This is a genomic window from Pseudomonas koreensis (assembly GCF_024169245.1).
GTDB classification, from domain to species: domain Bacteria; phylum Pseudomonadota; class Gammaproteobacteria; order Pseudomonadales; family Pseudomonadaceae; genus Aquipseudomonas; species Aquipseudomonas koreensis_F.
Window position 1 is genome coordinate 3,367,205 of sequence record NZ_JALJWP010000001.1, and the last position, 26,990, is coordinate 3,394,194.

6 protein-coding genes are annotated in these 26,990 nt (G+C 63.6%); 5 read left to right on the plus strand and 1 reads right to left on the minus strand.

Annotation, left to right across the window (positions count from 1 at the left end; translation table 11 throughout):
* Positions 1 to 165: 165 nt before the first annotated feature.
* On the minus strand, positions 166 to 1,299 hold the full coding sequence (locus J2Y90_RS15160; RefSeq protein ID WP_253500676.1) for a cupin-like domain-containing protein: 1,134 nt from the start codon (positions 1,297 to 1,299) through the stop codon (positions 166 to 168).
* A 135-nt stretch (positions 1,300 to 1,434) separates the two neighbouring features.
* Here J2Y90_RS15160 and J2Y90_RS15165 point away from each other — a divergent pair, with 135 nt between their 5' ends.
* The 5 genes from J2Y90_RS15165 (at position 1,435) to J2Y90_RS15185 (ending at position 26,936) form a co-directional block, all read left to right on the plus strand.
* Entirely contained in the window at positions 1,435 to 2,175 is a 741-nt protein-coding gene (locus J2Y90_RS15165; protein WP_253500677.1) for a thioesterase II family protein, read from the plus strand.
* Between the two features lie 39 nt (positions 2,176 to 2,214).
* Complete coding sequence (locus J2Y90_RS15170; protein ID WP_253500678.1) at positions 2,215 to 3,198, plus strand: TauD/TfdA family dioxygenase; 984 nt, start codon at positions 2,215 to 2,217, stop codon at positions 3,196 to 3,198.
* A gap of 188 nt (positions 3,199 to 3,386) precedes the next feature.
* The gene (locus tag J2Y90_RS15175) at positions 3,387 to 6,788 is read left to right on the plus strand and encodes an amino acid adenylation domain-containing protein (RefSeq protein ID WP_253500679.1); all 3,402 of its coding nucleotides are present in this window, start codon (positions 3,387 to 3,389) and stop codon (positions 6,786 to 6,788) included.
* On the plus strand, positions 6,785 to 14,608 hold the full coding sequence (locus J2Y90_RS15180; protein WP_253500680.1) for a non-ribosomal peptide synthetase: 7,824 nt from the start codon (positions 6,785 to 6,787) through the stop codon (positions 14,606 to 14,608). The genes J2Y90_RS15175 and J2Y90_RS15180 overlap by 4 nt, the downstream gene beginning before the upstream one ends.
* A 13-nt stretch (positions 14,609 to 14,621) precedes the next feature.
* A complete protein-coding gene (locus tag J2Y90_RS15185) occupies positions 14,622 to 26,936 on the plus strand; it encodes a non-ribosomal peptide synthase/polyketide synthase (RefSeq protein WP_253500681.1) in 12,315 nt (4,104 codons plus the stop codon).
* Positions 26,937 to 26,990 lie beyond the last annotated feature (54 nt).

Genomic DNA, 26,990 nt, shown 5'->3' on the forward strand with positions numbered 1-26,990 from the left:
AGGCTGCGATCTTTTGACTTTGACTTTGACTTTGACTTTGACTTTGACTTTGACTTTGACTTTGGATTTTGAAGATCAAGATCAAGATCAAGATCAAGATCAAAAGATCGCAGCCTCGTTGCACTCGTCAGCTCCTACGCTCCTGCGCTCCTACAGGGGATCGGGTTACCAGCCTCGTCCTGAGTTGATCCAGAAGTTGACGGATAGCGAGGTCGACACCGATTCAACCTGATGGAACCAGCCCTCGGGCAAAAACAGCAGGTCTCCAGCCTCCAGCGTCACTCGCAGAAACGTCACCTCCCGCGCCGCCGGAAAAAGTTCATAGTCCGGCGCGTCCGGGTTGAAATCGCAGCCGTCCAGGCCACCCTTCGGCGCGGTTGACCAGGTGCCCAGCGCCTCGCGATGATGCGGTGCGGCAAGGGTGAATTTTTTCTGGCCCCAGACCTGCGCGAACAGGTTGTCGGTGTCATCGCGGTGCAACGGCGTCAGCGTGCCCTTGGGGCCGATCCAGATGCGCGGCGGGATGAACAGCGAGGTGTCGAAGTAGGGCGGGTACTGGATCTGTTGCAGCAATTGCGCGGGCAGAATGTTGTTGCCCATGTACGCCGGCGGCTCGCCGTCCGCGACCTTGATCGCCGGGCTGTCCAGCGAGGCGATGAACTCTGCCATCGAGGTCGAGCGGAAATCACGCTCGGTGGAAAAGGTCTTCTTCACGTAATCGCCATGGCGGGTGATGCCTTGCAATTCGGCGAAATGCACCAGCGACTCTTCGCGGCTCAGGCTGAACAGCGGCCAGTCGTGCAGGGCGTTGCTGATCACCAACGGGATGCCGTTGGGCAGATAACGGGTTTCGAATTCATGTCGGCTCAATTCGGCGCGCGTGCGACGTTCGACGCTGGTCTGCCGAGGTAGCGCGGCAGTGAGCTTTTCGCTGAAGCGCGGCGGGGTCGGGTAGCGCTTGTTCATGTCGACCTTTTCCACCGTGCCGCCACCCTGGCGGGCGTGATCGATGATCTGCGGCAGCATTGTCGCCAGGCCCATGTTGCCGCCGATCTTCAGCCGACCGCTGGCGAACAGTTCCTCGACGTTGACCACGCCGGCCATGATCCCCAAAAAGTCCTTTTCCGCGACTTCGATGGTCACGTCCGGCCTGGGGTGGCGTCCAGCTTCCGTGCGCCGGCTGAACTTGATGTCATACCAGTACGCCTGTTGCGCACTGAAGATGAACTGGAAAACCCCCTCGATGCCGACCGCGCCGGCGTTGGCGAACAACTTGCCCAGAATGCTCTGCAGGTCCACGGTGATTCCCTCGCGATTGTTGTTTTTTTCCTGAACAGGCAACGAGCGGCTGGCGGGGGAATTTAGCGGCCGGCGACTAATTTGTCCGGCCAGTGATCCGTCTTTCTTGCAGACACATTTTTCAAGGAAAGCGCGGTGACCAAGCTGACATTGCTGTGCCTGCCCTATTCGGGTGCCAGCGCCATGGTTTACAGCCGCTGGCGGCGTCAACTGCCGACGTGGCTGCAATTGCAACCGGTGGAACTGCCGGGGCGTGGCGCGCGGTTCGACGAACCTCTGCAAACCGACATGCGCGCGTTGGCGCGGCAACTGGCGCGCGAACACAAACCGGGCCTGCAAGGCCCTTATGCGTTGTTCGGGCATAGCCTCGGCGCGTTGCTCGCCTGCGAACTGGCCCATGCCTTTCGCGAGCTCGGTGCGCCGGAGCCGTTGGCGCTGTTCGCCTCCGGCACCGCCGCGCCAACCCTGCGTAGCGACTACGACCGCGGCTTTGCCGAACCGCGCAGCGATGAAGAGCTCATCGAACAGTTGCGTACCTTTCAGGGCACCAGCGAAGAAATCCTCGCCAATCAGGAATTGATGAGTCTGACCCTGCCGGTGCTGCGCGCCGATTTCATGATGTGCGGGCGCTTCACCCCCGCCGAGCGGCCTTTGCTCAATTGCCCGGTGCACGTGCTCGGTGGCAAGGAAGACCGGGCTACCACCGAACAACTGATCGGCTGGAGCAAAGAGACCCTGGGCAGTTTCTCGGTGGACATGATGACCGGCGGGCATTTCTTCATTCATGAACATGAAGCGCGGGTCATTCGCACGATCAAGAGCCATCTGGAAGTGCATCACCGGCGCCTTGCGCATGCCGCGCAACCGGCGTTCTGAGAAGCGACTCATCCATCACGCATAGTCAGGAGGCCAGTCATGGCTGTTGCTTTGGGATTTTCCGTTCGGCCATTGCTGCCGCAGCGCGGACGCTTGCCGCTGTTGATCGAGGCGAGCGATGCCGACACTGATCTGTTGGCGGTATTCGATGAATTGAAGGAGCTGGTCGACGAGCATCTGCTGCGCGACGGTGGTGTGCTGTTTCGCGGTTTCCGCCTCGACGGCGCCGAGCAGTTCCGCCAGTTCGCCGCGAGCTTCGGTCATCCGCTGCTGAACTACGAGTTCGGCTCGACCCCGCGTACCAACGTCACCCAAGGGGTGTACACCTCCACGGAATACCCGGCGCACCAGAGCATTCCGTTGCACAACGAACAGGCGTATTCCCGCGACTGGCCGATGAAAATCTGGTTCTACAGCATGATCGCGGCGAAGTCCGGTGGTGAGACGCCGATTGCCGACAGCCGCGAAGTCTACCGGCGCATCCCCGTGGCGATCCGCGAGCGTTTCGTCAGTAAAGGTCTGATGTATGTGCGCAACTTCGGCAACGGCCTCGATGTCGCCTGGGAAGACGTGTTCAGCACCGAAGACCGTGAAGTCGTCGAGGCCTACTGCAAGGCCCACGGCATTGTCTGTGAATGGAAGGACGACGGTGAGCTGCGCACGCGCCAGACCTGTCAGGCGGTGGCAGTGCACCCGGTGACCGGCGAGCGCGTCTGGTTCAATCAGGCGCACCTGTTTCACATCTCCAACCTGCAAGCGGAAGTGCGCGAAAGCCTGCTCGACATCGTCGACGAAGAAGACCTGCCACGTAACGTCTACTACGGCGACGGTTCGCCGATCGAAGACGAGGTGCTGGCGCAGATTCGCGCGGTGCTCGATGACTGTGCGATCAGTTTTCCGTGGCAGGAGGGCGACGTGCTGATGCTCGACAACATGTTGTCCGCGCATGCACGTTCACCGTTCGAAGGGCCGCGCAAAGTGATTGTGGCGATGGCCGAGGGGCATTCGCAGGACGCGCGCTGAGCGGATCGCAACGCTTCAATTTGAATGCCGAAGCCGGACCTGTACCGGGGTTCGGCATTTGTCCGTCTGGCGTTCGTACCGTCGGGCCGCGATTGCCGCTGGCGCGCTAAATCGTCGCGCGGGCCATTCGTTCTTGTTGATACGACCGGGTCTCCAGGTCACGCCGCCGATCAGCAAGGACTCCACGCATGAATGCCGCAGACGCACAGAAACTAGCCCGCCGCTTTATCGAATTGCCCGAGGACAAACGTCGTTTGTTCCTCGCCGGCATGGCCCGCGAAGGCATCGATTTTGCGCAGCTTCCCATGACTGCCTGCGACGGCCTCGCTGAGCGCGACGGCCTGTCTTACGCGCAGCAGCGCATGTGGTTTCTCTGGCAGCTGGAGCCGACCAGCGCAGCCTACAACCTGCCGATGGCCGTGCGTCTGGAGGGCGATCTAAACGTCGAAGCGCTGGAACAGGCTTTCAGCCATTTGGCGGCGCGCCACGAATGTCTGCGCACCACCTTCGGCCAGGACGGCGAGCGTGCCTTCCAGCGTGTGGCCGAGCCGCAGCCACTCAAGTTGCCCGTGACTGACCTGAGCGGGTTGCCCGAAGCGCAGCGCTGGCCGCTCGCGCAGCAGCACATGATGGCCGAGGCGACCCAGGCCTTCGACTTGCAGAACGGCCCGCTGCTGAGCCTGCGTCTGTTGCGCCTCGCCGCGCAGGAACATGTACTGCTGCTGACCCTGCATCACATCATCGCCGACGGCTGGTCGATGAATATTCTGATCGATGAGTTCATGCGCACCTACGATGCGCTGGTCGCCGGGCGTGAACCGACGCTGGCGCCGTTGACCGTGCATTACCGCGACTACGCACTGTGGCAACGCAGCTGGCTGGAGGCTGGCGAGCGTGAGCGGCAACTGGACTACTGGCGCACGCAACTGGGCGACGAGCATCCGGTGCTGGAATTGCCCACCGACCGCGCCTATCCGGCGCAATCCAGCCATCAGGGCGCACGCCTGGAAACGGTGATCGATGCAGCCCTGCGCGATGAGCTGAAAAACCTCGCCCAGCGCCAGGGCGTGACGTTGTTCGTGGTGCTTTTGGCGGCGTTCAAGACCCTGTTGCATCGCTACAGCGGCCAGACCGATATTCGTGTCGGCGGGCTGATCGCCAACCGCACCCGCAGTGAAACCGAAGGCCTGATCGGCTTCTTCGTCAACACCCAGATTCTGCGCAGCGTGGTCACCGCACAGACGCCGTTCGCCGAGCTTTTGCAGAACCTGCGCCAGGCTGCACTCGGCGCTCAGGCCCATCAGGATCTGCCGTTCGACGCGCTGATCGAAGCCCTGCAACCGGCGCGCAGCCAGAGCCACAATCCGCTGTTTCAGGTGATGTTCAACCATCAGCCGCTGGTCACCGATCTGCATCAGGCGCAACTCGCTTCAGGCTTGCGCGTGGGCTATCTGAGCGAAGAACAACTGGCCGGCAGCGCTCGACAACACGCGGCCACCAGTGACCTGATGCTCGACACCCGCGAGGAGGGCGAGCAACTGTTTGCCGCCTTCACTTACGCCACGGATATTTTCGACGCCGCAACCATCGCCGCGCTGGCCGGGCATTGGCGCAATATTCTCCAGTCGGTGTGCCGCGACCCGCAGCAGTTGATCGGCGACGTGGCGATGCTCGCCGACAGCGAACGGCAAGCGCTGATTCAGTCCGCCGCGCCTTCGCCTGGTTTTACCAGCGTGCAAAGCCTGTTCGAAGCGCAGGTCGCGCGCACTGGGCAAGCGCCGGCGGTGCGGTTGGCCACTGCGCCTGCACCGGTATTCAGCTACGACGAACTCAACACCCGCAGCAATCGTCTGGCCCATCAGTTGCGCGCGCAGGGTGTCGGCCCAGACGTGCTGGTCGGCGTCGCGCTGGGGCGTTCGCTGGAACTGGCGGTGGCGCTACTGGCCGTGCTCAAGGCCGGTGGTGCTTATGTGCCGCTGGACCCGCAGACCCCGGCCGAACGCCTGCGCCATGTACTCGCTGACAGCGGTCTGAAACTGTTGCTCAGCGACCGGCAAAGCCTCGCCAGCCTGCCGCCGCTCGATGGTGTCGAGTGCCTGTGTCTGGAGCAATTGCCTGTCAGCGAGCAGAGCGACAACATGCCGGTCACGGTCGAAGCCGGCAACCTCGCTTACGTGATCTACACCTCCGGTTCCACCGGCCGGCCGAAAGGCGTGGCGGTCAGTCATGGCGCACTGAGCGAGTTCATCGCCCGCGCCATCGATTACAGCGATCTGCGCGAAGGCGACCGGGTCCTGCAATTCGCCACCAGCAGTTTCGACGGTTTCGTCGAGCAGTTTTTCCCGCCGCTGTGCCATGGCGCCAGCGTGGTCATGCGCGACGCGCCGTTGTGGGACAGCGCGACGCTGCATCAGGTGATCATCGATCACGGCATCACCCTGGCCGATCTGCCGGCGGCCTACTGGTATTGGCTGGTGCAGGAATACGCGGCGAAACCGCCGGCCAGTTTCGCCGCGCTGCGGCAGATTCACGTTGGCGGCGAGGCCATGGCGGTGGACGGATTGCGCCTGTGGCAGCAGGCCGGGCTCGGCCATGTGCGCCTGCTCAACACCTACGGGCCGACCGAGGCCACGGTGGTCTCGACGATTCATGACTGCACCGGGCTGACCGCACAGGACGTGTCGTGGCGCGGCATGCCGATCGGCAAGGGGCTTGAAGCGCGGCGCCTGTACGTGCTCGACGATGACCTGAACCTGCTGCCGCAAGGCGCGGTGGGCGAGTTGTACATCGGTGGGCCGGGACTGGCACGCGGTTATCACCGCCAGCCGAGCCTCAGCGCCGAGCGTTTCATTGCCGACCCGTTCGCCGACGGTCAGCGCCTGTACCGCACCGGCGATCGTGCGCGGCTGCGCGGCGATGGCGCGCTGGAGTACGTCGGTCGGGTCGATCATCAGGTGAAGATTCGCGGCTTCCGCATCGAACTGGGCGAAATCGAATCGCGCCTGCAGCAATGTCCCGAGGTTCGGGAAGCGGTGGTGCTGGCGGTGCCGTTCACGGGCGGTGCGCAACTGGTCGCCTATGTGGTGACGGAACCGGCGGTGCTCGCCAGTGCGGCGACGCAAGCGGCGTTCCGTCAGCAGACCCGCGCCGCGCTGCAAGCCAGTCTGCCGGATTACATGGTGCCGGGGCATCTGCTGTTGCTGGCGAACCTGCCGCTGACGCCGAGTGGCAAGCTCGACCGCAAGGCCTTGCCAGCGCCGGATCCGGCGCAGTTGCAGGGCGATTACCGTGCCCCGCAATCGCCTGCCGAGCAGTGTCTGGCGCAGGTCTGGGCCGAGGTGCTGCAAGTGCGGCGTGTGGGTCTGGACGATCACTTTTTTGAACTGGGCGGTCATTCGTTGTTGGCCGCGCAGGTGATCGCGCGGGTCAAGGAGCAGATGGGTGTGGTGCTGCCGCTGCGCAGTCTGTTCGAAAAACCGCTGCTGGCGGATCTGGCCGAGGTGCTCGGGCAACTGGCCGAGGCGAGCGGTGACGACGACTGGTCCGACATGGATCAGTTCATGAATGCTTTGCAAGGAGAAGAAGTATGAGCGGCACGATGGCGGAACGTATTGCGCAAAGATTCGTCGGCCTGCCGCTGGCACAGCGTCGGCTGTTTCTCGCCAGGCTACGTGAGGAGGGCAAGGATTTCAGCCTGCTGCCGCTGCCGGTCAGCCGCCACGACTGCGCGCAGATTCCCCTGTCGTTCGCCCAGCAGCGCCTGTTGTTTCTCTGGCAACTGGAACCGCACAGCGCCGCGTACAACATGGCCGCCGGCTTGCGTCTGAAAGGTCTTCTTAACGAGTCGGCACTGAGCCGTTCGTTCGATCATCTGCTGGCGCGCCATGAAGTGTTGCGCACGGTGTTTCACACTGACGGCGATCAAGCGCATCAGCTGATTCTCGAGCAGCAGAATATTGCCCTGGAACGCTTCGACCTGACGGGCATCGCCGCGCAAGAGCGCGAGTCGGCGCTCGCGCAAAAAGTGCAAGAGGTCACCGCGCAGCCGTTCGATCTGCGCCATGGCCCGCTGTTACGCGCGAGCCTGTTTGCCCTGGCCGACGACGAGTTCGTGCTGGTGGTGAGCATGCACCACATCGTCTCCGATGGCTGGTCGATGGACGTCATGGTCAAGGAATTCGTCCAGTGCTATCAGGCTTTCAGCCTGCAGCGCGAACCGCAATTGCCGGCGCTGCCGTTGCAATACGCTGACTACGCGATCTGGCAGCGACGCTGGCTGGAAGCCGGCGAGGGCGAGCGCCAGCTCGATTACTGGCGTCGGCAATTGGGCGACGAGCATCCGCTGCTGGAAGTGGCGCCGGACTTTGCCCGACCGCTGACGCAAAGCTTTGCAGGACAGACCCTGAGTTTCGATTTCGGTGCTGACCTTTCGCAGCAGCTCAATGCCTTCGCGCGCAGCCAGGGCATCAGCCTGTTCATGCTGGTGCTGGCCGGTTTCTCGCTGTTCCTCTCGCGTCTGGCCGGCGAGCGCGACATTCGTGTTGGCGTGCCGAATGCCAACCGTGGCCGTGCCGAAGTCGAAGGGTTGATCGGTTTCTTCGTCAACACCCAAGTGCTGCGTTGCCAGGTCGATGAGCGCGGCAGTTTCGCGGATCTGCTGGCGCAGGTGCGTGAAGCGGCGTTCGGCGCGCAGGCGCATCAGGAATTGCCGTTCGAGCAACTGGTCGACGAGTTGGTCGCCGAACGCACCCTCGGTCATAACCCGCTGTTCCAGGCCAAGTTCAACCAGAACGTCGGCATGCAGAAACAGCGCTCGATGACCTTGCCCGGTCTGGCCGTCAGCGAATACCCGCTGGCCAAGGACGGCACGCATTTCGATCTGGCCCTGGACATTACCGACGACGGCGCGCTGATCCACGGCCAGATGACCTACGCCAGCGATCTCTATCGGGCGGAAACTGTCGGCGGTTTTGTGCCGATGTTGCTCGACCTGTTTGCGCAATTGCTCAACTCGCCGCAGGCGCCGCTGCACACGGTCGCCACGCAACGGCCCGCTTCGCTGGCAATTCAACGAGAACCGGCGTTGACCGTATTGCAGCACTGGGCGCGGGAAGTGGCCCGGCAGCCGCAGGCGCTGGCCGCTCGTGATCTCCAGCAGACGATGACGTTCCAGGCACTGGATGAGCAAGCCAATCGTCTCGCCCATTATTTGCGTGCGCAGGGCGTCAATGTCGGCGAACCGGTGGCGGTGCTGCTGGAGCGTTCGCTGGACTGGCTGACCTGCCTGCTGGCGATTCTCAAGGCTGGCGCGGTGTACATGCCGCTCGACGTCAAGGCACCGAGCGCACGCCTGCAACAGATGCTCGGCGCTGCACAGGCACGGGCATTGATCGGTGCCGAAGGCGATGCGCGGGTCAGCGAACTGGCGGTCGAGGGCTGTCAGGGTCTTGAATTTGCGCCGGGGCAATGGCGGTCGCTGCCGGCGTCCGCGCCTGAGCTGACGCTGCATGCGCAGTCGCCGGCGTACGTGATTCACACTTCCGGTTCCACCGGGCAACCCAAGGGCGTGCTGGTCAGCCACGCTGCGCTGGGCAGTTATGTGCGCGGCGTACTCGAACGTCTGGCGCCGGCGCCCGAGGCGAGCATGGCGCTGGTTTCGACCATCGCCGCCGACCTTGGCTTCACCGTGCTGTTCGGCGCGTTGTGCTCGGGCCGCCTGCTGCATGTGCTGCCGGAAGAGCTCGGTTTCGACCCGGACCGCTTTGCCGACTACATGGCCCGCCATCGCGTTGGCGTGCTGAAAATCGTCCCCGGCCATCTCGCCGCGCTGTTGCAGGCGGCCAAGCCAGCCGACGTGCTGCCGGAACACGCATTGATCGTCGGCGGCGAAGCCTCTTCGCTGGCGTTGGTCGAACGCGTGCAGCAACTGAAACCGGGCTGCCGCCTGATCAATCACTATGGCCCGAGCGAAACCACCGTGGGCGTGCTGACCCATGAGGTCGAAGCACTTGCCGCGCAGACGCGCAGCGTTCCGGTCGGCACGGCGTTGACCGGTGCCCATGTTTATGTGCTCGATGATGTGCTCAACCCGGTGGCCGATCAGGTCGCCGGTGAGCTGTACATCGGCGGCGACAGCGTTGCCCTTGGTTACCTGAATCAGCCGGCGCTGACCGCCGAACGTTTCCTGCCCGATCCGTTCGGCGCAGCCGGCGCGCGGGTGTACCGCAGCGGCGACCGGGTCCGGCGCAACCGCGAGCAGGCGCTGGAATTCATCGGTCGTGCCGACGATCAGGTCAAAGTGCGCGGCTATCGCGTCGAGCCGGCGGAAGTTGCGCGGCTGTTGCTCAGCCTCGATGGCGTCAGCGAGGCCGCCGTGCTCGCGCTGCCAGTGGATGACGATCCGGCGCGTCTGCAGCTGCTGGCGTGGTGCGTGCCGCTAGCGGGAGCGAAAGTGCAGGCGCAGGATCTGCGCGAGCAATTGCAGGCGCGGCTGCCGGACTACATGGTGCCGGCGCAGTTGCTGTTGCTGGAAAAGCTGCCGCTGACTGCCAACGGCAAACTCGACAAACGCGCCTTGCCCGTGCCTGGCGTGGTCAGCCAGCAGTTCGTCGCGCCGGTCGGTGAGATCGAAGAGAAACTGGCTGCCATCTGGGCCGAGGTGCTCAAGCTCGAGCGGGTCGGCAGCAGCGATAACTTCTTCGAACTGGGTGGCGACTCGATTCTCAGTCTGCAGATCATCGCCCGGGCCAAGCGCCAGGGCATCAAGCTCAGCCCCAAGCAGTTGTTCGAAAAGCAGACCATCGGCCAACTGGCCGCCGTGGCCAAACTGATCGAGGCCAAACCGGCTGCCGCTGCCGCAGCTGTGGCACGCGGGCCATTGCCGTTGCTGCCGATTCAAGAGCGTTTCTTCGAGACGCCGATTGCCCAGCGCCAGCATTGGAATCAGTCAGTGATGTTGCAACCGACCCTGGCGCTGGACGCCGTGCACCTGAGCAAGGCGCTGGCGACGTTGCTCGAACAGCACGAAGCACTGGCCTTGAGCTTTGTGCAGTCGGGCGATCGCTGGCAGGCACTGCCGCAGTCGCAGGGTGATGCCGAACTGCTCTGGGTTCGCCAGCTGGAGAGTCTCGATGCCTTGCCCGCACTGGTCGACGCGGCGCAGCGCAGTCTCGATCTGCAACGCGGGCATTTGCTGCGCGCTTTGCTGGTCACTCTGCCGAATGCCGAGCAGCGTTTGTTGCTGGTGATTCATCACTTGGTGGTCGACGGCGTGTCGTGGCGCATTCTGCTGGAGGACTTGCAGCAGGCTTACCACGCCCTGGCGGCGGGGACCGCGCTTGCGTTGCCGGGCAAAAGCAGTTCGCTGCACGACTGGGCCGGGCAGTTGCACCGTTATGCGCAAAGCGACACGTTGGCGGCCGAAAGCGCTTATTGGCGCCAGACCCTTGAGGCCGGCGACGCGTCACTGCCACGGGATTTTGCCGAGGACAGCCAGACCCGTGCCCAGGCTGCCCGCGCCACTACGCGCCTGAGCCAGACACTGACCGACAAGCTGCTGAAAGTCGCCCCGGCGGCGTATCGCACGCAGATCAATGACTTGTTGCTGACCGCGCTGGCGCGGGTGTTGTGCGACTGGAGCGAGCAGCCTTCGGTGTTGATCCAGCTCGAAGGCCATGGTCGTGAAGACCTGTTCGACGACATCGACCTGAGCCGTACCGTGGGTTGGTTCAGCAGCCTGTTCCCGGTGCGCCTGACCCCGCAAGCAAATCCGGCTGCGTCGCTGTGCCCGATCAAGGAGCAACTGCGCGCGGTGCCGGGCAAGGGCATCGGTTATGGCGTGCTGCGTTACCTCACCCGTTCTGCCGAGTTGCAGGCGCTGGCGCAACCACGGGTGACCTTCAATTATCTCGGCCAGTTCGATGGCGCGTTCAGTGCTGAGCAAGGCGCGTTGTTCGTGCCAAGCGCTGACAGCACCGGTGCCAATCAGGATGGGCAAGCGCCGCTGGGCAATTGGCTGAGTGTCGACGGTCAGGTCTTCGGCGGTGAGCTGGAACTGACCTGGACCTTCGGCATCGGCATGTACCGCGCCGAGACCATCGAGGCGTTGGCCGAGGCCTATGGCCGCGAGCTGGAACGCCTGATCGAACATTGCTGCGAGAGCGACGCCGGTGGCGTGACACCCTCGGACTTCAACCTCGCCAACCTCACGCAGGCGCAGCTGTCGGCGCTGCCGATCGCGCCGCGTGACATCGTTGATCTGTACCCGCTGTCGCCGATGCAGCAAGGCATTCTGTTCCACAGCCGCAATGAGCCGGACAGCCCGGCTTACACCAATCAGCTGCGCGTCGACGTCGAGCAGCTCGACGCCGAGCGCTTCCGCCAGGCCTGGCAGCAGACCCTCGAAGCCCACGATATTCTGCGCACGGCGTTCGTCTGGCCGCAGGATGCCGCCGCGCCAGTGCAAGTGGTGCGCAGCCGTGTGCAGATACCGTGGCAGGTGCACGACTGGCGCGGTCGCGATGGCCTCGATTCAGCGCTTGATCATCTGGCCACTGGAGATCTGCACAACGGTTTCGATCTGCTCGAGGCACCGCTGTTGCGCGTGACGCTGGTGCGCACCAATGCGAACACTCATCACCTGATCTACACCTGTCATCACATCCTCATGGATGGCTGGAGCACTTCGCAATTGTTCGGCGAAGTGCTGCAGCGTTACGCCGGCATCACGCCGAGCGCAGGGCAGGGGCGTTATCGCGATTACATCGAATGGCTCGGCCAGCGCGATCAGCAGGCCAGTCGGCAGTTCTGGAGCACGGCGCTGGCGGATCTCGAAGAGCCGACGCGACTGGTCAGCGCCATGCCGGTCAGGCACGCGGCCAGCGGTTATGTCGATCACCAGCATGTGTTCAGCGAACAGCTGACGGCCGAACTGAACCGCTTCGCCCGCGAGCAGAAAGTCACCCTCAACACGCTGGTGCAAGCGGCGTGGCTGCTGCTGTTGCAGCGCTACACCGGGCAGGATCACGTGGCGTTTGGTGCGACGGTCGCTGGGCGGCCGACGGATTTGCCGGGCGTCGAGCAGCAGATCGGCCTGTTCATCAACACCTTGCCGGTGGTGGCGGCGCCATCGGCGGAGATCGGCGTCAGCCAATGGCTGCAACAGGTACAGGACCTCAACCTGGCGTTGCGCGAGCATGAACACACGCCGCTGTATGACATTCAGCGCTGGGCCGGGGCGGGTGCCGGGGCGTTGTTCGACAGCATTCTGGTGTTCGAAAACTATCCGATGGCCGAAGCGCTGGCGCAGGGGCCGGAGACCGGCCTGAAGTTCTCGACGATCCGCCGCCAGGAGCAGACCAACTATCCGCTGACGCTGGTGGCGGTCACCGGCCGCGAACTGAGTCTGGGCGTGAGTTACGATCAGGCCAGTTTCGACGCTCCAGCGATCAGTGCATTGAGTGCGCAGTTGCAAGGCCTGCTCGAGCAGTTCCTCGCCGACGCCACGCAACCGCTGGGCGCGCTGCAATTGCTCGCCGAGCCGCAACGCCAGAACGCCATCGCATGGGGCAAGGCGCCGGTGATCGCGCCGGATCAACGCACGGTGCTGGCGCACATCGCCGCGCAAGTGCAACGTCAGCCACAAGCGAGCGCGGTGTTGTTCGCCGAGCAGTGCATCGATTACCAAAGCCTCGATACCCGGGCCAATCGTCTGGCGCACAAGCTGCAAGGCATGGGCGTCGGGCCGGAGGTGCGCGTCGGCGTGTGCATGCGCCGCACGCCGGACATGCTGGTCGCACTGTTGGCGATCCTCAAGGCCGGTGGTGCCTACGTGCCGCTGGACCCGGATTACCCGCAGGAACGCTTGCTGCACATGCTCGACGACAGCCGCGCGGCGGTGTTGCTCACCGAGCCAGCGGCGCTGGCCATGCTGCCTGAATCGTTGGACGCGCAAGTGTTGCTGGTGGACGAAAGCGTCGCCAGCGAATGCCCGGCCACTGCGCCGCTGATTAACCTCGCCGCAGACAATCTGGCCTACGTGATCTACACCTCCGGCTCCACCGGCAAACCGAAAGGCGTAGCCATCAGCCACGGCAATCTGTCGGCGCTGATTCAGTGGTCAGCGGGGGTCTATCGCGAAGAACAATTGCGCGGTGTGCTGGCCTCGACCTCGATCTGCTTCGATCTGTCGGTGTGGGAAATCTTCGTCACGCTGGCCTGCGGTGGCTGTCTGGTGCTGGCCGACAACGCCCTGGCGCTGGCCGATTTGCCGGCGCGCGATCAGGTTACGCTGATCAATACGGTGCCGTCGGCGATTGCCGCGTTGCAACGGGCCGGGCAGATTCCGGCTTCGGTCGGCACCATCAATCTGGCCGGCGAACCGCTCAAACAGAGTCTGGTCGACAGCCTGTATGCCAGCACCCAGGTGCAGCAGGTCTACGACCTCTACGGGCCGTCGGAAGACACCACCTATTCGACCTTCACCCTGCGCACGCCGCAGGGGCGGGCGAACATTGGCCGGCCGCTGGACAACACCGTGGCGTACCTGCTCGACAGTCAATTGCAGGTGCTGCCCGCGGGCGTGCCGGCTGAGCTGTACCTGGCGGGTGCCGGGGTGACGCGCGGCTATCTGCGCCGCGCCGCGCTGACCGCCGAACGCTTTGTGCCGAATCCCTACGCGACCGACGGCGAGCGCCTGTACCGCACCGGCGATCTGGTGCGCCAGGGCGACGACGGCAACATCGAGTACATCGGTCGCGCCGACCATCAGGTGAAGATTCGCGGTTTCCGCATCGAACTCAGCGAGATCGAAGCGCGCCTGCTGGAGCTCGACGATATCGGCGAAGCGGTGGTGCTGGCGCAGGACGGCGCCGCCGGCAAACACCTGCATGCCTACCTCGTCGCCGCGCCGGACAGCGAGCGGTCGACCCTGACCGAGCGGGTGCGCAGTGCACTGGTCAGCCGCTTGCCGGCGCACATGGTCCCGGGGCATTTGCACCTGATCGACGCGATCCCGCTGACGCCCAACGGCAAGCTCGATCGCAAGGCGCTGATGGCGTTGGCCGAGAGCCCGACGCAGGAGCAATACCAGGCGCCGCAAAGCGACCTGCAGTGGGAGGTCGCAACGATCTGGCAGGAGGTGCTGGAGGTCGAGCGGGTAGGGCTGGCAGACAACTTCTTCCAGCTTGGCGGGCATTCGCTGCTGGCGACGCTGGTGGTGACCCGGGTGCAGGAGCGCCTCGGCGACAAGGTGCCGCTCAAGGCGCTGTTCGAGACCGACACCCTCAAGGATTTCTGCGCGCGGATCGAACACCTGCGCGTCGAAATGTCGCCCGTTCAGGATGAATTGGCTAAATCACTGGAGGCCCTCAAACGTCTATCCCTCGATGATCTGGAAAAACTGATTTCTTGAGAGGGAAAAACGCGTGCAAGAGTTAATCGAGTCGGTAGGACAACTTTCGGCTAAGCAAAGAAAGGCTCTGGCGGTTCTGCTCAAGCAGAAAGGCGTCAACCTCTTTGACATTGCCCCGGTTTTCAAGCGCACGGCTGAAGAGCCGTTGCTGCTGTCCTACGCTCAGCAGCGCCAGTGGTTCCTCTGGCAGTGGGCACCGCACAGCGCGGCCTACAACATTCCGACGGCCCTGCGCTTGCAGGGCCCGCTGGATGTGCCGGCACTGGAACGCAGCATCGCGGCGCTGATCGAACGCCACGAAACCTTGCGCACGGTATTCACTCAAGACAGTGCACAACCCTTGCAAGTGGTCCTGCCCGCAGGACCTTTTGCGTTGGAGATTCATCACCTGAGCGCTGATCTGGCCAACGACCCGGACACCTCGATCCAGGCCTTCGTCCAGACCCAGAGCCAGAAGACTTTCGACCTGCAGCACGGCCCGTTGCTGCGTGCCGCGCTGCTGCAGGTCAGCCCCGCTGAGCATGTGCTGGTGCTGACCCTGCACCACATCGTTTCGGATGGCTGGTCGCTGCAAGTGATGATCGAGGAACTGGTGCAGCTCTACGCCGGTTTCAACCTCGGTCACGACGCCGGTCTGCCCGCGCTGCCGATCCAATACGCCGATTACGCCTTGTGGCAGCGCCAGTGGATGGAGGCCGGTGAGCAGGAGCGCCAACTGGCCTACTGGCAGGAAAAACTCGGCGGCGAACAGCCGGTGCTGGAGCTGTCGCTGGATCGCCCGCGCGCGGTCGAGCAGAGCTTCGCCGGCGCCAGCCATAACCTGATTCTCGACCCGGCGCTGAGCCATGCCCTCAAGGCTTTTGCCCGGCAGGAAAACGTCACGCTGTTCGTGGTGCTGCTGGCGTCGTTTCAGGCCTTGTTGCATCGCTACAGCGGGCAGAGTGACATCCGTGTCGGTGTGCCGGTGGCCAACCGTGGCCGGGTGGAAATCGAGCGGCTGATCGGCTTCTTCGTCAACACCCAGGTGCTCAAGGCGGATGTCGACGCCGAGTTGCCATTTGTCGAGCTGCTGCGTCAGGTCAAACAGACCGCGCAGGAGGCGCAGGCGCATCAGGACTTGCCCTTCGAGCAACTGGTCGAAGCGCTGGAACCGGGCCGCAGCCTCAGTCACAGTCCGTTGTTCCAGGTCATGTTCAACCACCAGGCCGAGCGCCGTGCGAGCGTTGCGACGCGCCTGAACGGCCTGAACATCGAACCGCTGGAATGGCAGAGCCAGACCGCGCAATTCGACCTGACCCTCAACACCACCGAACAGGCCCACGGCATCGAAGCGGTGCTCAAGTACGCCACCGACCTGTTCGACGCGGCGACTATCGAGCGCCTTGCGCAACACTGGACTGCGCTGTTGCAGGCGATCGTCGCCGAGCCGACCCAGCGCATCGGCCAATTGCCGATGCTCGACGCCGGCCAGCAGCAACAGCTGTTGGCGCAATGGAATCCGCCGCGGGTCGAACAACCGCTGACCCAGTGCATCCAGCAAGCCATCGAAGCCCAGGCCGCGCGGCATGCCGACGCGGTGGCCGTGAGCTGTGCCGGGGAACGCCTGACCTACGCTGAACTCAATAGCCGCGCCAACCAATGGGCACATACGCTGATCGAGCGGGGTGTCGGCCCGGACGTGCGCGTCGGCGTTGCGGTCGAGCGTTCGCTGGACATGATCGTCGCCATTCTCGCGGTGCTGAAGGCCGGCGGTGCCTATGTGCCGCTGGACCCGAGCTACCCGGATGATCGCTTGAGCTACATGATCGACGACAGCGGCATTCAATTGCTGTTGACCCAGGGTCATTTGCTCGGGCAGTTGCCGATTCCTCCGGGGCTGGTCTGCCTCGATCTGGATCAGGCGCCGGAACACGGCATCGAAAGCAACCCGCCATGCCTGACCACGCCGGACAATCTGGCCTACGTCATCTACACCTCCGGTTCCACCGGCAAACCCAAAGGCGCGTTGCTGCCGCACGGCAATGTCATGCGCCTGTTCAGCGCCACCGAGCACTGGTTCGATTTCGGCGCGCAGGACAGCTGGACGCTGTTCCATTCCTACGCGTTCGACTTTTCGGTGTGGGAGATTTTCGGCGCGCTGTTGTACGGCGGCAAACTGGTGGTCGTGCCTCACGACGTCAGCCGTTCGCCGGAGGATTTCTACACACTGCTCTGCGATGAAAATGTCACGGTGTTGAACCAGACACCGTCGGCATTCAAGCCGTTGATGCAGGTCGCCTGTGAATCCTCGCGCAGCAATGCCCTGCGTTACGTGGTGTTCGGTGGCGAGGCGCTGGAAGTGCAGAATCTGCGCCCGTGGTTCGAGCGTTTTGGTGACCGCGCGCCGACGCTGATCAACATGTACGGCATCACCGAAACCACCGTGCACGTGACCTACCGGCCGTTGTCGCTGGCCGATCTGCACAGCAATCACAGCAGCCCGATCGGCGCGCCGATTGTCGACCTGTCGTGGTACTTGCTCGACAGCTCGCTCAACCTGGTGCCGCAAGGCTGCATCGGCGAGTTGTACATCGCCGGCGCCGGTCTGGCCCGTGGTTATCTGAATCAGTCCGGCATGAGCGCTACCCGCTTCGTGCCCGATCCGTTCAATCGCAAGGCAGGCGAGCGTCTGTACCGCACCGGCGACCTCGCACGGCTGCGCGGCGACGGGGTGATCGAGTACATCGGCCGTATCGACCACCAAGTGAAGATCCGTGGCTTCCGCATCGAGCTCGGCGAAATCGAAGCGCAACTGCTCAAGCATCCACAGGTGCGCGAAGCCGTGGTGCTGGCGGTGGACGGCCTCAGCGGCCAGCAACTGGCAACCTGGGTCGTGCCCGTCGAGGCAGTGAACGCGGACGAGCAGGGCGCCCTGCGCGATTCGATCAAGGCGCACCTGCGCGAAACCCTGCCGGATTACATGGTTCCGGTCAGTTGGGCGTTCCTTGCACGTCTGCCATTGACCGCCAACGGCAAACTCGATCGCAAGCAACTGCCGCAACCGGACGTTGCGCAAGTGCAAGAGGCGTACGCCGCACCGCGCAGTGAGCTGGAACAGCGTCTGGCCGAGATCTGGCAAGACGTGCTCAAGGTCGAACGGGTAGGGCTGCACGACAACTTCTTCGAGCTGGGCGGCGATTCGATCATCTCGATTCAGGTAGTCAGTCGCGCGCGGCAGGTCCGCATTCGCTTCACGCCCAAGGACATTTTCCAGCACCAGACCGTGCAGCGTCTGGCCACCGTCGCGCAACAGAGCGACGCCGTGCAAACGGAGCAGGGCGAGGTACTCGGCGACGCGCCGCTGACGCCGATCCAGCAGTATTTTTTCCACAGCGACATCCCGGCGCGCCATCACTGGAACCAGTCGATCCTGCTGACCCCGGTGAAAACCCTGCAAGCCGCTGCGCTGCAACAGGCCTTGGCCCAGGTGCAAGAACAGCATGACGCCTTGCGTCTGCGTTATCGCCAAACCGAGCAGGGCTGGCAGCAAAGTCACGGCGCGGCGGATCAGCCACACGACTTGTTGCGCACCTTTACGCTGGACGACAGCGCCGCATTGCCAGCGCTGTGCCTGGATCTGCAGCGCAGCCTCGACCTGCACAATGGCCCGCTGATCCGCGCTGCGCTGGTCGACTTGCCGGACGCCAGTCAGCGTCTGCTGCTGGTCATCCATCACTTGGTGGTTGATGGTGTGTCGTGGCGGATCCTGCTCGAAGATCTGCAAAACGCCTATCAGCAGATCAGTGCCGGGCAGAGCGTGAACCTGCCGGCCAAGACCAGCGCGTTCAAGGACTGGGGCTTGCGCCTGCAAGAGCATGCGCGCAGCGCGGCGCTGGACAGTGAACTGACGTACTGGCGCGAGCAGTTGCGCGACGCGCCGCTCGGTTTGCCGCTGGATAATCCGCAGGGCCAGTTGAACAACCGCTTCGAGCGCAGCGTCGACACCCGGCTGGACGCCGAACGGACCCGGCAGTTGCTGCAACAGGCCCCGGCGGTCTACCGCACTCAGGTCAACGACCTGCTGCTGACCGCACTGGCGCGAGTGTTGTGTGAGTGGACCGCCAGCGACAGTGCGTTGGTGCAGCTCGAAGGGCACGGCCGCGAAGACCTCTTCGATGACATCGACCTGAGCCGCACCGTGGGCTGGTTCACCAGCATGTTCCCGGTGCGCCTGACGCCAAACGCCAGTCTGGAAACCTCGATCAAAGGCATCAAGGAGCAACTGCGCGCGATCCCCAACAAGGGCATCGGCTATGGCTTGCTGCGTTATCTCGGCACGCCCGACGCACAAGCGGCGTTGCATGAATTGGCGCAACCGCAGGTGACGTTCAACTACCTCGGCCAGTTCGATAACAACTTCGACGAAGACGCTTTGTGGCGGCCGGCCACCGAAGACAAGGGCGCCGGTCAGGACGCAAACGCGCCGATGGCCAATTGGCTGACCATCGATGGCCGGGTTTATCAGGGCCAGTTGAGCCTGACCTGGACCTACAGCAGCGACGTCTTCGAAGAGGCGACGATTGCCGCTCTGGCCCGCGCCTACGAAACGGCGTTGAGCGAATTGATCGATCACTGCCTCAGCCATGCGGGCGGCCTCACGCCGTCCGATGTGCCGCTGGCCGGTTTGTCCCAGGCGCATCTGGACAGCCTGCCGATCGCCGCCCAGCGCATCGAGGACATCTATCCGCTAGCGCCGATGCAGCAAGGCATTCTGTTCCACAGCCTGTACGACGCGGACGCCAGCGCCTATGTCTATCAGATGCTGCTGGACATCGACGGCCTCGACGTCGTGCGGTTCCAGCAAGCCTGGCAGCGCGTGGTCGATCGCCATGAAGTGCTGCGCGCCGGTTTCATCTGGGGCCGCGATGGCCTCGACGCGCCGTTGCAGGTGATCAACCGCCAACTGACCCTGGAAATGCCGGAAATCGATGTGCGCGATGTCGCCGATCTGCCGGCGGTGCTTGAAGCGCGGGCGCAGGCCGACCGTGAACGCGGCTTCGATCTGCAGAATCCACCGCTGTTGCGCCTGTGCCTGCTGCGCACTGCTGACGATCGCCATCGGCTGATTTTCACCTGCCACCACATCCTCATGGATGGCTGGAGCAACTCGCGGATGTTCGGCGAGGTGCTGCAGGATTACGCCGGCCAGCCAGTGCCGAGCGCGCAGGGCCGCTATCGGGATTTTCTGGTGTGGCTGCAGGGCCAGGACAAGGCGGCTGCGCAGGATTTCTGGCGCGGGCAACTGGCCGAACTCGACGAACCGACCCGACTGGCGTCGGCCTGTCATGGACGCACCGTACCGGGGCCGGGCAAACAGATGCATCGTCTGCACTTCGACGAAGCATTCACCCAGCGTCTGAACCATTTTTCCCGTCAGCAACAGGTGACGCTCAACAGTCTGGTGCAAGCGGCATGGCTGCTGGTGTTGCAGCGCTACACCGGTCAGCCCACCGTGGCGTTTGGCGCCACGGTATCCGGGCGTCCGGTGGATCTGCCGGGCATCGAAGAACAATTGGGGCTGTTCATCAACACCTTGCCGGTGATCGCCAGCCCGCAGGCCGCCCTCAGCGTGGGTGACTGGGTGCGCAGCGTGCAGGACAAGAACCTGGTGCTACGTGATTACGAACAGACGCCGTTGCAGGACATTCAGCGTCTGGCCGCCCTGAGCGGCGAAGCGTTGTTCGACACCTTGCTGGTGTTCGAGAACTACCCGGTCTCCGAAGCGCTGGAGGCCAATCCGGGCGGGCTGCGTTTCTCCGGCCTGGAGCATCGCGAGCAGACCAACTACGGTCTGACCCTGATCGCTGGCGCCAGCGAAGTGCTCAACCTCGATTTCAATTACCTTACCGAGCACTTTGCCGAACGCAGCGTGCTCGCTCTGGCCGCGCATCTGCGCGAAGTGCTCGAGCAATTTATCCAGGCCCCGCAGCGGGCCCTCGGCGAAATCGGTCTGCTGCCGCTGGCGGAACGGCAAACGCTGGCGCAGTGGAACGACAATCACGCGGCTTATCCGGCCGAGCGGCTGATCTCGCAGAGCTTTGAAGCGCGGGTGGCGGCACATCCGCAGGCACTGGCGTTGAGTCATGCCGGCGTGGCCTTGAGCTACGGCGAACTGAATCGGCGTGCAAACCAGTTGGCCCGACACTTGTTGACGCTCGGCGTGACGGCCGAGGTGCGCGTCGGCGTGGCACTGCCGCGTTCGGCGGAACTGGTGATCGCCCTGATGGCGGTGCTCAAGGCCGGTGGCACCTACGTGCCGCTGGATCCGGACTACCCGGCCGACCGCGTGGCCTACATGCTCGACGACAGCCAGGCGAAAGTCCTGCTGACCCAGCAAGCATTGCTGGCGCAATTGCCATCGACGCAAGCGCAGGTGGTGCTGGTCGAGGCCGGCGGTGAGGCGTTTGCCGCGCAGGCACAGGACGACCTGCCGGCGCGCGGCGACTCGGCCAATCTTGCCTATGTGATCTACACCTCCGGTTCCACCGGCAAACCGAAAGGCGTGGCCATCGCCCATCGCAACGTGCAGGCGCTGATCCACTGGTCCGCCGAGGTCTACAGCGAGGACGACCTGCAAGGTGTGCTGGCCTCGACGTCGGTGTGCTTCGACCTGTCGGTGTGGGAGATTTTCGTCACCCTGGCGCATGGCGGCTCCATGGTCATGGCGCGCAATGCCTTGGAACTGCCGGACTTGCCCGAGCGTGATCAGGTGCGCCTTATCAACACCGTGCCGTCGGCGATTGCCGCGCTGCAACGCATCGGCCAGATCCCGCCGGGCGTGCGCATCATCAATCTGGCCGGCGAGCCGCTGAAGCAGGCGCTGGTCGACACGTTGTACCGCGAGACCTCGGTCGCTCACGTTTACGACCTGTACGGGCCGTCCGAAGACACCACTTATTCGACCTGGACCCGTCGCGAACCCGACGGTCAGGCCAATATCGGCCGGCCACTGCGCAACACCACTGCGTACCTGCTCGACGAGCAATTGCAGGCAGCCCCAATCGGCATCGCCGCGGAGCTGTATCTGGCCGGCGACGGCATCACCCGTGGCTATCTGTTGCGCCCGGGCCTGACCGCCGAGCGCTTCGTGCCCAACCCGTTGGCGAGCAACGGCGAGCGCATGTACCGCACTGGCGACCTGACGCGCTGGCTGGATGACGGCCGTATCGAGTACGTCGGCCGCATCGATCATCAGGTCAAGGTGCGTGGCTTCCGTATCGAACTGGGCGAAATCGAAGCGCGTCTGCTGGCCCAGGCCAGCGTGCGCGAAGGTGTGGTGCTGGCGGGGGACGGCGTTGGCGGCCAGCAACTGGTGGCTTATGTGGTGCCGACCGAAGCCGATCAAAGCCCCGCGCAACTGCACGCGCTGAGCGCCGAACTGCAAGCCGCGCTCAAGGCACATCTGCCGGAATACATGGTGCCGGCGCAGTGGCTTTTCCTCGAGCAATTGCCGCTGACGCCCAACGGCAAACTCGATCGCAAGGCTCTGCCGGCACCGGACGCCAGTCAGTCGCAACGCGATTTCGTCGCGCCGTCGACTCCGCTGGAGCAGCAACTCGCCGAGGTCTGGCAGGACATTCTGAAGATCGAGCGGGTCGGCGTGACCGACAATTTCTTCGCCCTCGGCGGTGATTCGATCATCTCGATTCAACTGGTCAGCCGCGCGCGGCAGCAGGGCATTTGCTTCACCCCCAAAGACCTGTTCCAGCAGCAGACGGTGCAGAAGCTGGCCGCAGTGGTTTCGCTTGAAGACGCGCAAGCCGCCAGTGCTGCCGACTACCCGCTGGCGCAACTGGATCAGGCCCAGCTCGATGCCTTGCCGGTGCCAGCGGAGCTGATCGAAGACGTTTACCCGCTGTCGCCGATGCAAGAAGGCATGCTGTTCCATACGTTGTCGGATAACGGCAGCAGCCTTTACGTGCAACAGGTCAGCCTGCCGATCAAGGGTCTCGACGTGGAGCGTTTCCGCCGGGCCTGGGAATTCGTCATCGTCCGGCAGGCGATCCTGCGCACCAGTTTCCATTGGCAGGATGGGCTGGCCAAGCCGTTGCAGGTCGTCCATCGCCATGCGCCGCTGCAGATGCAGGTGCTCGATTGGCGTGCGCAGGACTGCAGCGAGGCGGCGATTGCCGAATTCGCCAGCGCCGACCGCGCATTGGGTTTTGATTTGTCCGAAGCGCGTTTGCAGCGCGTGACCCTGTTGCATCTGGGCGACGAGCAGTACCAGATGATCTGGACCAGCCACCATATTCTGATGGACGGCTGGAGCAGCTCGCGGCTGTTCGGCGAGGTCTTGCAGTATTACTCCACGGGCCAGGTGACTGGGGAAAATGGCCGCTATCGCGACTTCATTGCCTGGTTGCAGGCACAGGATCAGGACGCCCAGGAGCTGTTCTGGAAAGCACGTCTGGCGGTGGTCAACGAACCGACTGCGCTGAGCCAGGCCATGCACCCGCGCCACAGCGCCGACGTTGCGGGTCACGATGCGATTTATTCGAACTGGGACAAGGCGCAAACCGCGCGTCTGCTGGAGTTCTGCCGCGACCTGCGCATCACCCCCAACACGCTGATCCAGGGTGCGTGGCTGCTGCTGTTGCAGCGCTACACCGGCCAGCAGACGGTGACCTTCGGTGCCACGGTGTCGGGGCGTCCGGAAAGTCTGCCGAACGTCGGCAACATGCTCGGCCTGTTCATCAACACCTTGCCGATCATTCAGACCCCGCAGGCCGATCAGCGTCTGGCCGACTGGCTGGGTGAAGTGCAGGCCTACAACCTCGACATTCGCGATTACTCCCAGGCACCGCTGGCGGATGTGCAGCGCTGGTCGAACCTCGGGGGGCAGGCGCTGTTCGACAGCATCGTGGTGTTCGAGAACTTCCCGATCGACGAGCGCTTGCAGGAAGAAACCGACACCGAGCTGACCTTCGGCAAATCCATCGGCCATGGCGTGACCAACGTGCCGATGGACCTTGCGGTGATGCTCGGCGACGAGTTGTCGATCGAATACCTGTACCTGCGCAGCCACTTCAGTGCCGAGGCGGTGCAAGGCATTCGCCTGACCCTGGAAAACACCCTCGCGGCAATGATGGCCGCGCCGTATGAGCGGCTGGGCAATCTGCAGCGTCTGTCCGCCGAACAATGGCAAGCGGCGCAGGCCTGGAGCGCTGAGCCTTCCCACCGCCACGCGCCGCAGTTGCTGCCGGAGCTGATCAGTCGCCATGCGCAACAGCAACCCCATGCGATCGCCGTGCAATGCGCCGGCGAAAGCCTGAGCTACGCAGAGCTGGAGCGGCAGGCCAATCGACTGGCGCAGTGCCTGATCGCCCACGGCGCCGGGCCGGAAGTGGTAATAGGCGTGGCGTTGCCGCGTTCGCTGGAAATGCTGGTGAGCTTCCTCGCCGTGCTCAAGAGCGGCGCGGCGTACGTGCCGCTGGACATCGATTATCCGCCGGAGCGTCTGGCGTACATGATCGAAGATTCGCGCATGGCCCTGCTGCTGACGCAAACCAGCCTGCGTGCGACGTTGCCGGCGCCGCAAGGCCTGCTGCGTCTGGAAATCGATCAGCTTGATCGCAGTCTCTACAGCGACGCTGCTCCGGTTTGCGATGTTCATGAGCAGAGCCTGGCCTATCTGGTCTACACCTCCGGCTCCACCGGGCGGCCGAAAGGCGTGGCCGTCACCCAGGGCCCGCTGAGCATGCACTGCCAGGCCATCGCCGAGTTGTACGAAATGGACGCCAGCAGCTGCGAGCTGCACTTCATGTCGTTCGCTTTCGACGGCGCTCATGAACGCTGGCTGAGTACGTTGTACAGCGGCGGTCGTCTGGTGATTCGCGACGGATGCCTGTGGACGCCGGAGCAGACCTATCAGGCCCTGCACGATTACGGCGTGACCATCGCCTGCTTCCCGCCGGCCTACCTCAAGCAACTGGCCGAGTACGCGGCAGCCAGCGGCATCGCGCCGCCACCGGTACGCATCTACTGCTTCGGTGGCGATGCGGTGCCAGAGCAGACCTTCGAACAGGTGAAAGCAGCGTTGCGTCCGCAATACTTCACCAACGGTTATGGCCCGACCGAAACCGTGGTCACGCCGATGCTCTGGAAAGTCACCATCAGCCAGCACTGCGAAGCGGCGTACGCGCCGATCGGTCGCGCGGTCGGTGCGCGCTCGCTGTACGTGCTCGACGACGATCTGAATCCGCTGCCGCCGGGTTTTGCCGGTGAGTTGTACATCGGCGGCTACGGTATCGCCCGCGGTTATTACGGGCGCCCCGATCTGACTGGCGAGCGTTTCGTGCCCAACCCGTTTGCGCCGGGCGAACGCCTGTACCGCAGCGGCGATCTGGTGCGCCGCCGTCCGGACGGCGTGGTTGATTACGTCGGACGCATCGACCATCAGGTCAAGGTGCGCGGCTTCCGTATCGAACTGGGTGAAGTCGAGGCCAGCCTGCGTCAGTTGACGGCGGTCAGTGATGCTTTAGTCATCGCTCGGGACAATGCGTCCGGCAAGCAACTGATCGGTTATGTGGTCACCGCCACTGGTGATGATATCGGCGATGAACTCAAGGCCGGGCTGCGCGCTTCGCTGCCGGAATACATGGTGCCGGCGCAGATCGTCTGCCTCAGTGCGTTCCCGGTCACGCCCAACGGCAAACTCGATCGCAAGGCGCTGCCTGAACCGCAATTCAAAAGCGACGAATACCTTGCCCCGCGCACCGAGCAGGAAAGCCTGTTGGCGGAAATCTGGGCGCAGGTGCTGCAGGTCGAGCAGGTCGGTATCAGCGATAACTTCTTTGAACTGGGCGGCGACTCGATCCTCAGCCTGCAAGTGATCTCGCGGGTGAGAAACCATCCGACCCTGCAGATGGAGCTGAAGCTGCGCGATCTGATGCGCTATCAGACCATCGCCGGGATCGTCGAGCAGCAGGTGGTGAAGGAGGGCGCTGGGCAAGCGCTGCCGGACCTTACCCAAGTGGCAGCAGAAGGTGCGTTCAATCTGCTGCCGATTCAGGAATGGTTCTTCGCCGAAGGCATGGCCGAGGCGCATCACTACAACCAGTCGTTGCTGCTCAGCGCCCGTCAGCCGCTGGATCTCGATGCACTCGAACAGGCGCTGGGCTTGATCGAACAACATCACGATTCGCTGCGTTTGCGCTTTTCCAATGACGGCGGACGCTGGTTGCAGCGCTATAGCAGCAGCGCGTCCGACGAGGCTGTGCTGTGGCGCCGTGAAGCGCAGAACAGCGACGAGGTCGAAGCCTTGGCCAACCTTGCGCAGCGCAGCCTCAAGCTCGATGACGGGCCGGTCTGGCGGGTCATGCATGTGGCCTTGCCGGACGGTCAGGCGCGCTTGCTGGTGGTGATTCATCACCTGGTGGTCGACACCGTATCGTGGCGGATTCTGCTCGACGATCTGAAAGTCGCTTATGAGGCGTGCGTGCAGGGGCTGCCACCGCAGTTGCCGATTCGCACCAGCAGTTATCGTTCGTTCGCCGAAGCGTTGCAGGCGCAGGCGCCTGTGATTGCCGAGCAGGAATTGGCTTATTGGCTGGAGCAACTGGATCAACCGGGTGTCGACCTGCCGTGCGACAACCCGCGCGGCAAGAACCTTGTGCGGCAACAGGCGCAGGCGCGGCTCAAGCTGTCGCGCGAGCACACCGAACAACTGCTCAAACAAGCCCCGGCGGTGTACGGCACGCAGATCAATGACCTGCTGTTGTCGGCACTCAGCCGTGCGCTGTGCCGCTGGAGCCAGCAACCGTCGGCGCTGATTCTGCTTGAAGGGCACGGTCGCGAAGACCTCTTCGAATCGATCGACCTGAGCCGCAGCCTCGGCTGGTTCACCAGCATGTTCCCGGTGCGTTTGCACCCGGACAGCGACGACATCGGCCAGTCGATCATCGATGTGCAGGCGCAACTGGCGGGTGTACCGCAGAAGGGCATCGGCTATGGCGTGCTGCGTCATCTGGCCGGCCCGGACATCTGCGCGCAACTCGCCGGTTTGCCGCAGGCGCGGGTGACGTTCAACTACCTCGGGCAGTTCGACCAGAGCTTCGATGAACAGGCGTTGCTGGTGCCGGCACTGGAAGAAACCGGCGACAACTACAGCCTCAAGGCGAACCTGGGCAACTGGCTGGAAATCGTTGGCCAGGTCTACGACGGGCAACTGGCCTTGCGCTGCATCTACAGCAACCAGCGCTACCGCGCCGGCACCATGGATGCGCTGATGAGCGATTACCAGCGTGAGCTTGAAGCGTTGATCGAGCACTGCATGGCACGGGCGGGTTGATCGCTCTTTTGTGCGGGCGCAGCCGAGGCGCGCCCGGTTTTTTGCGGATAAAGG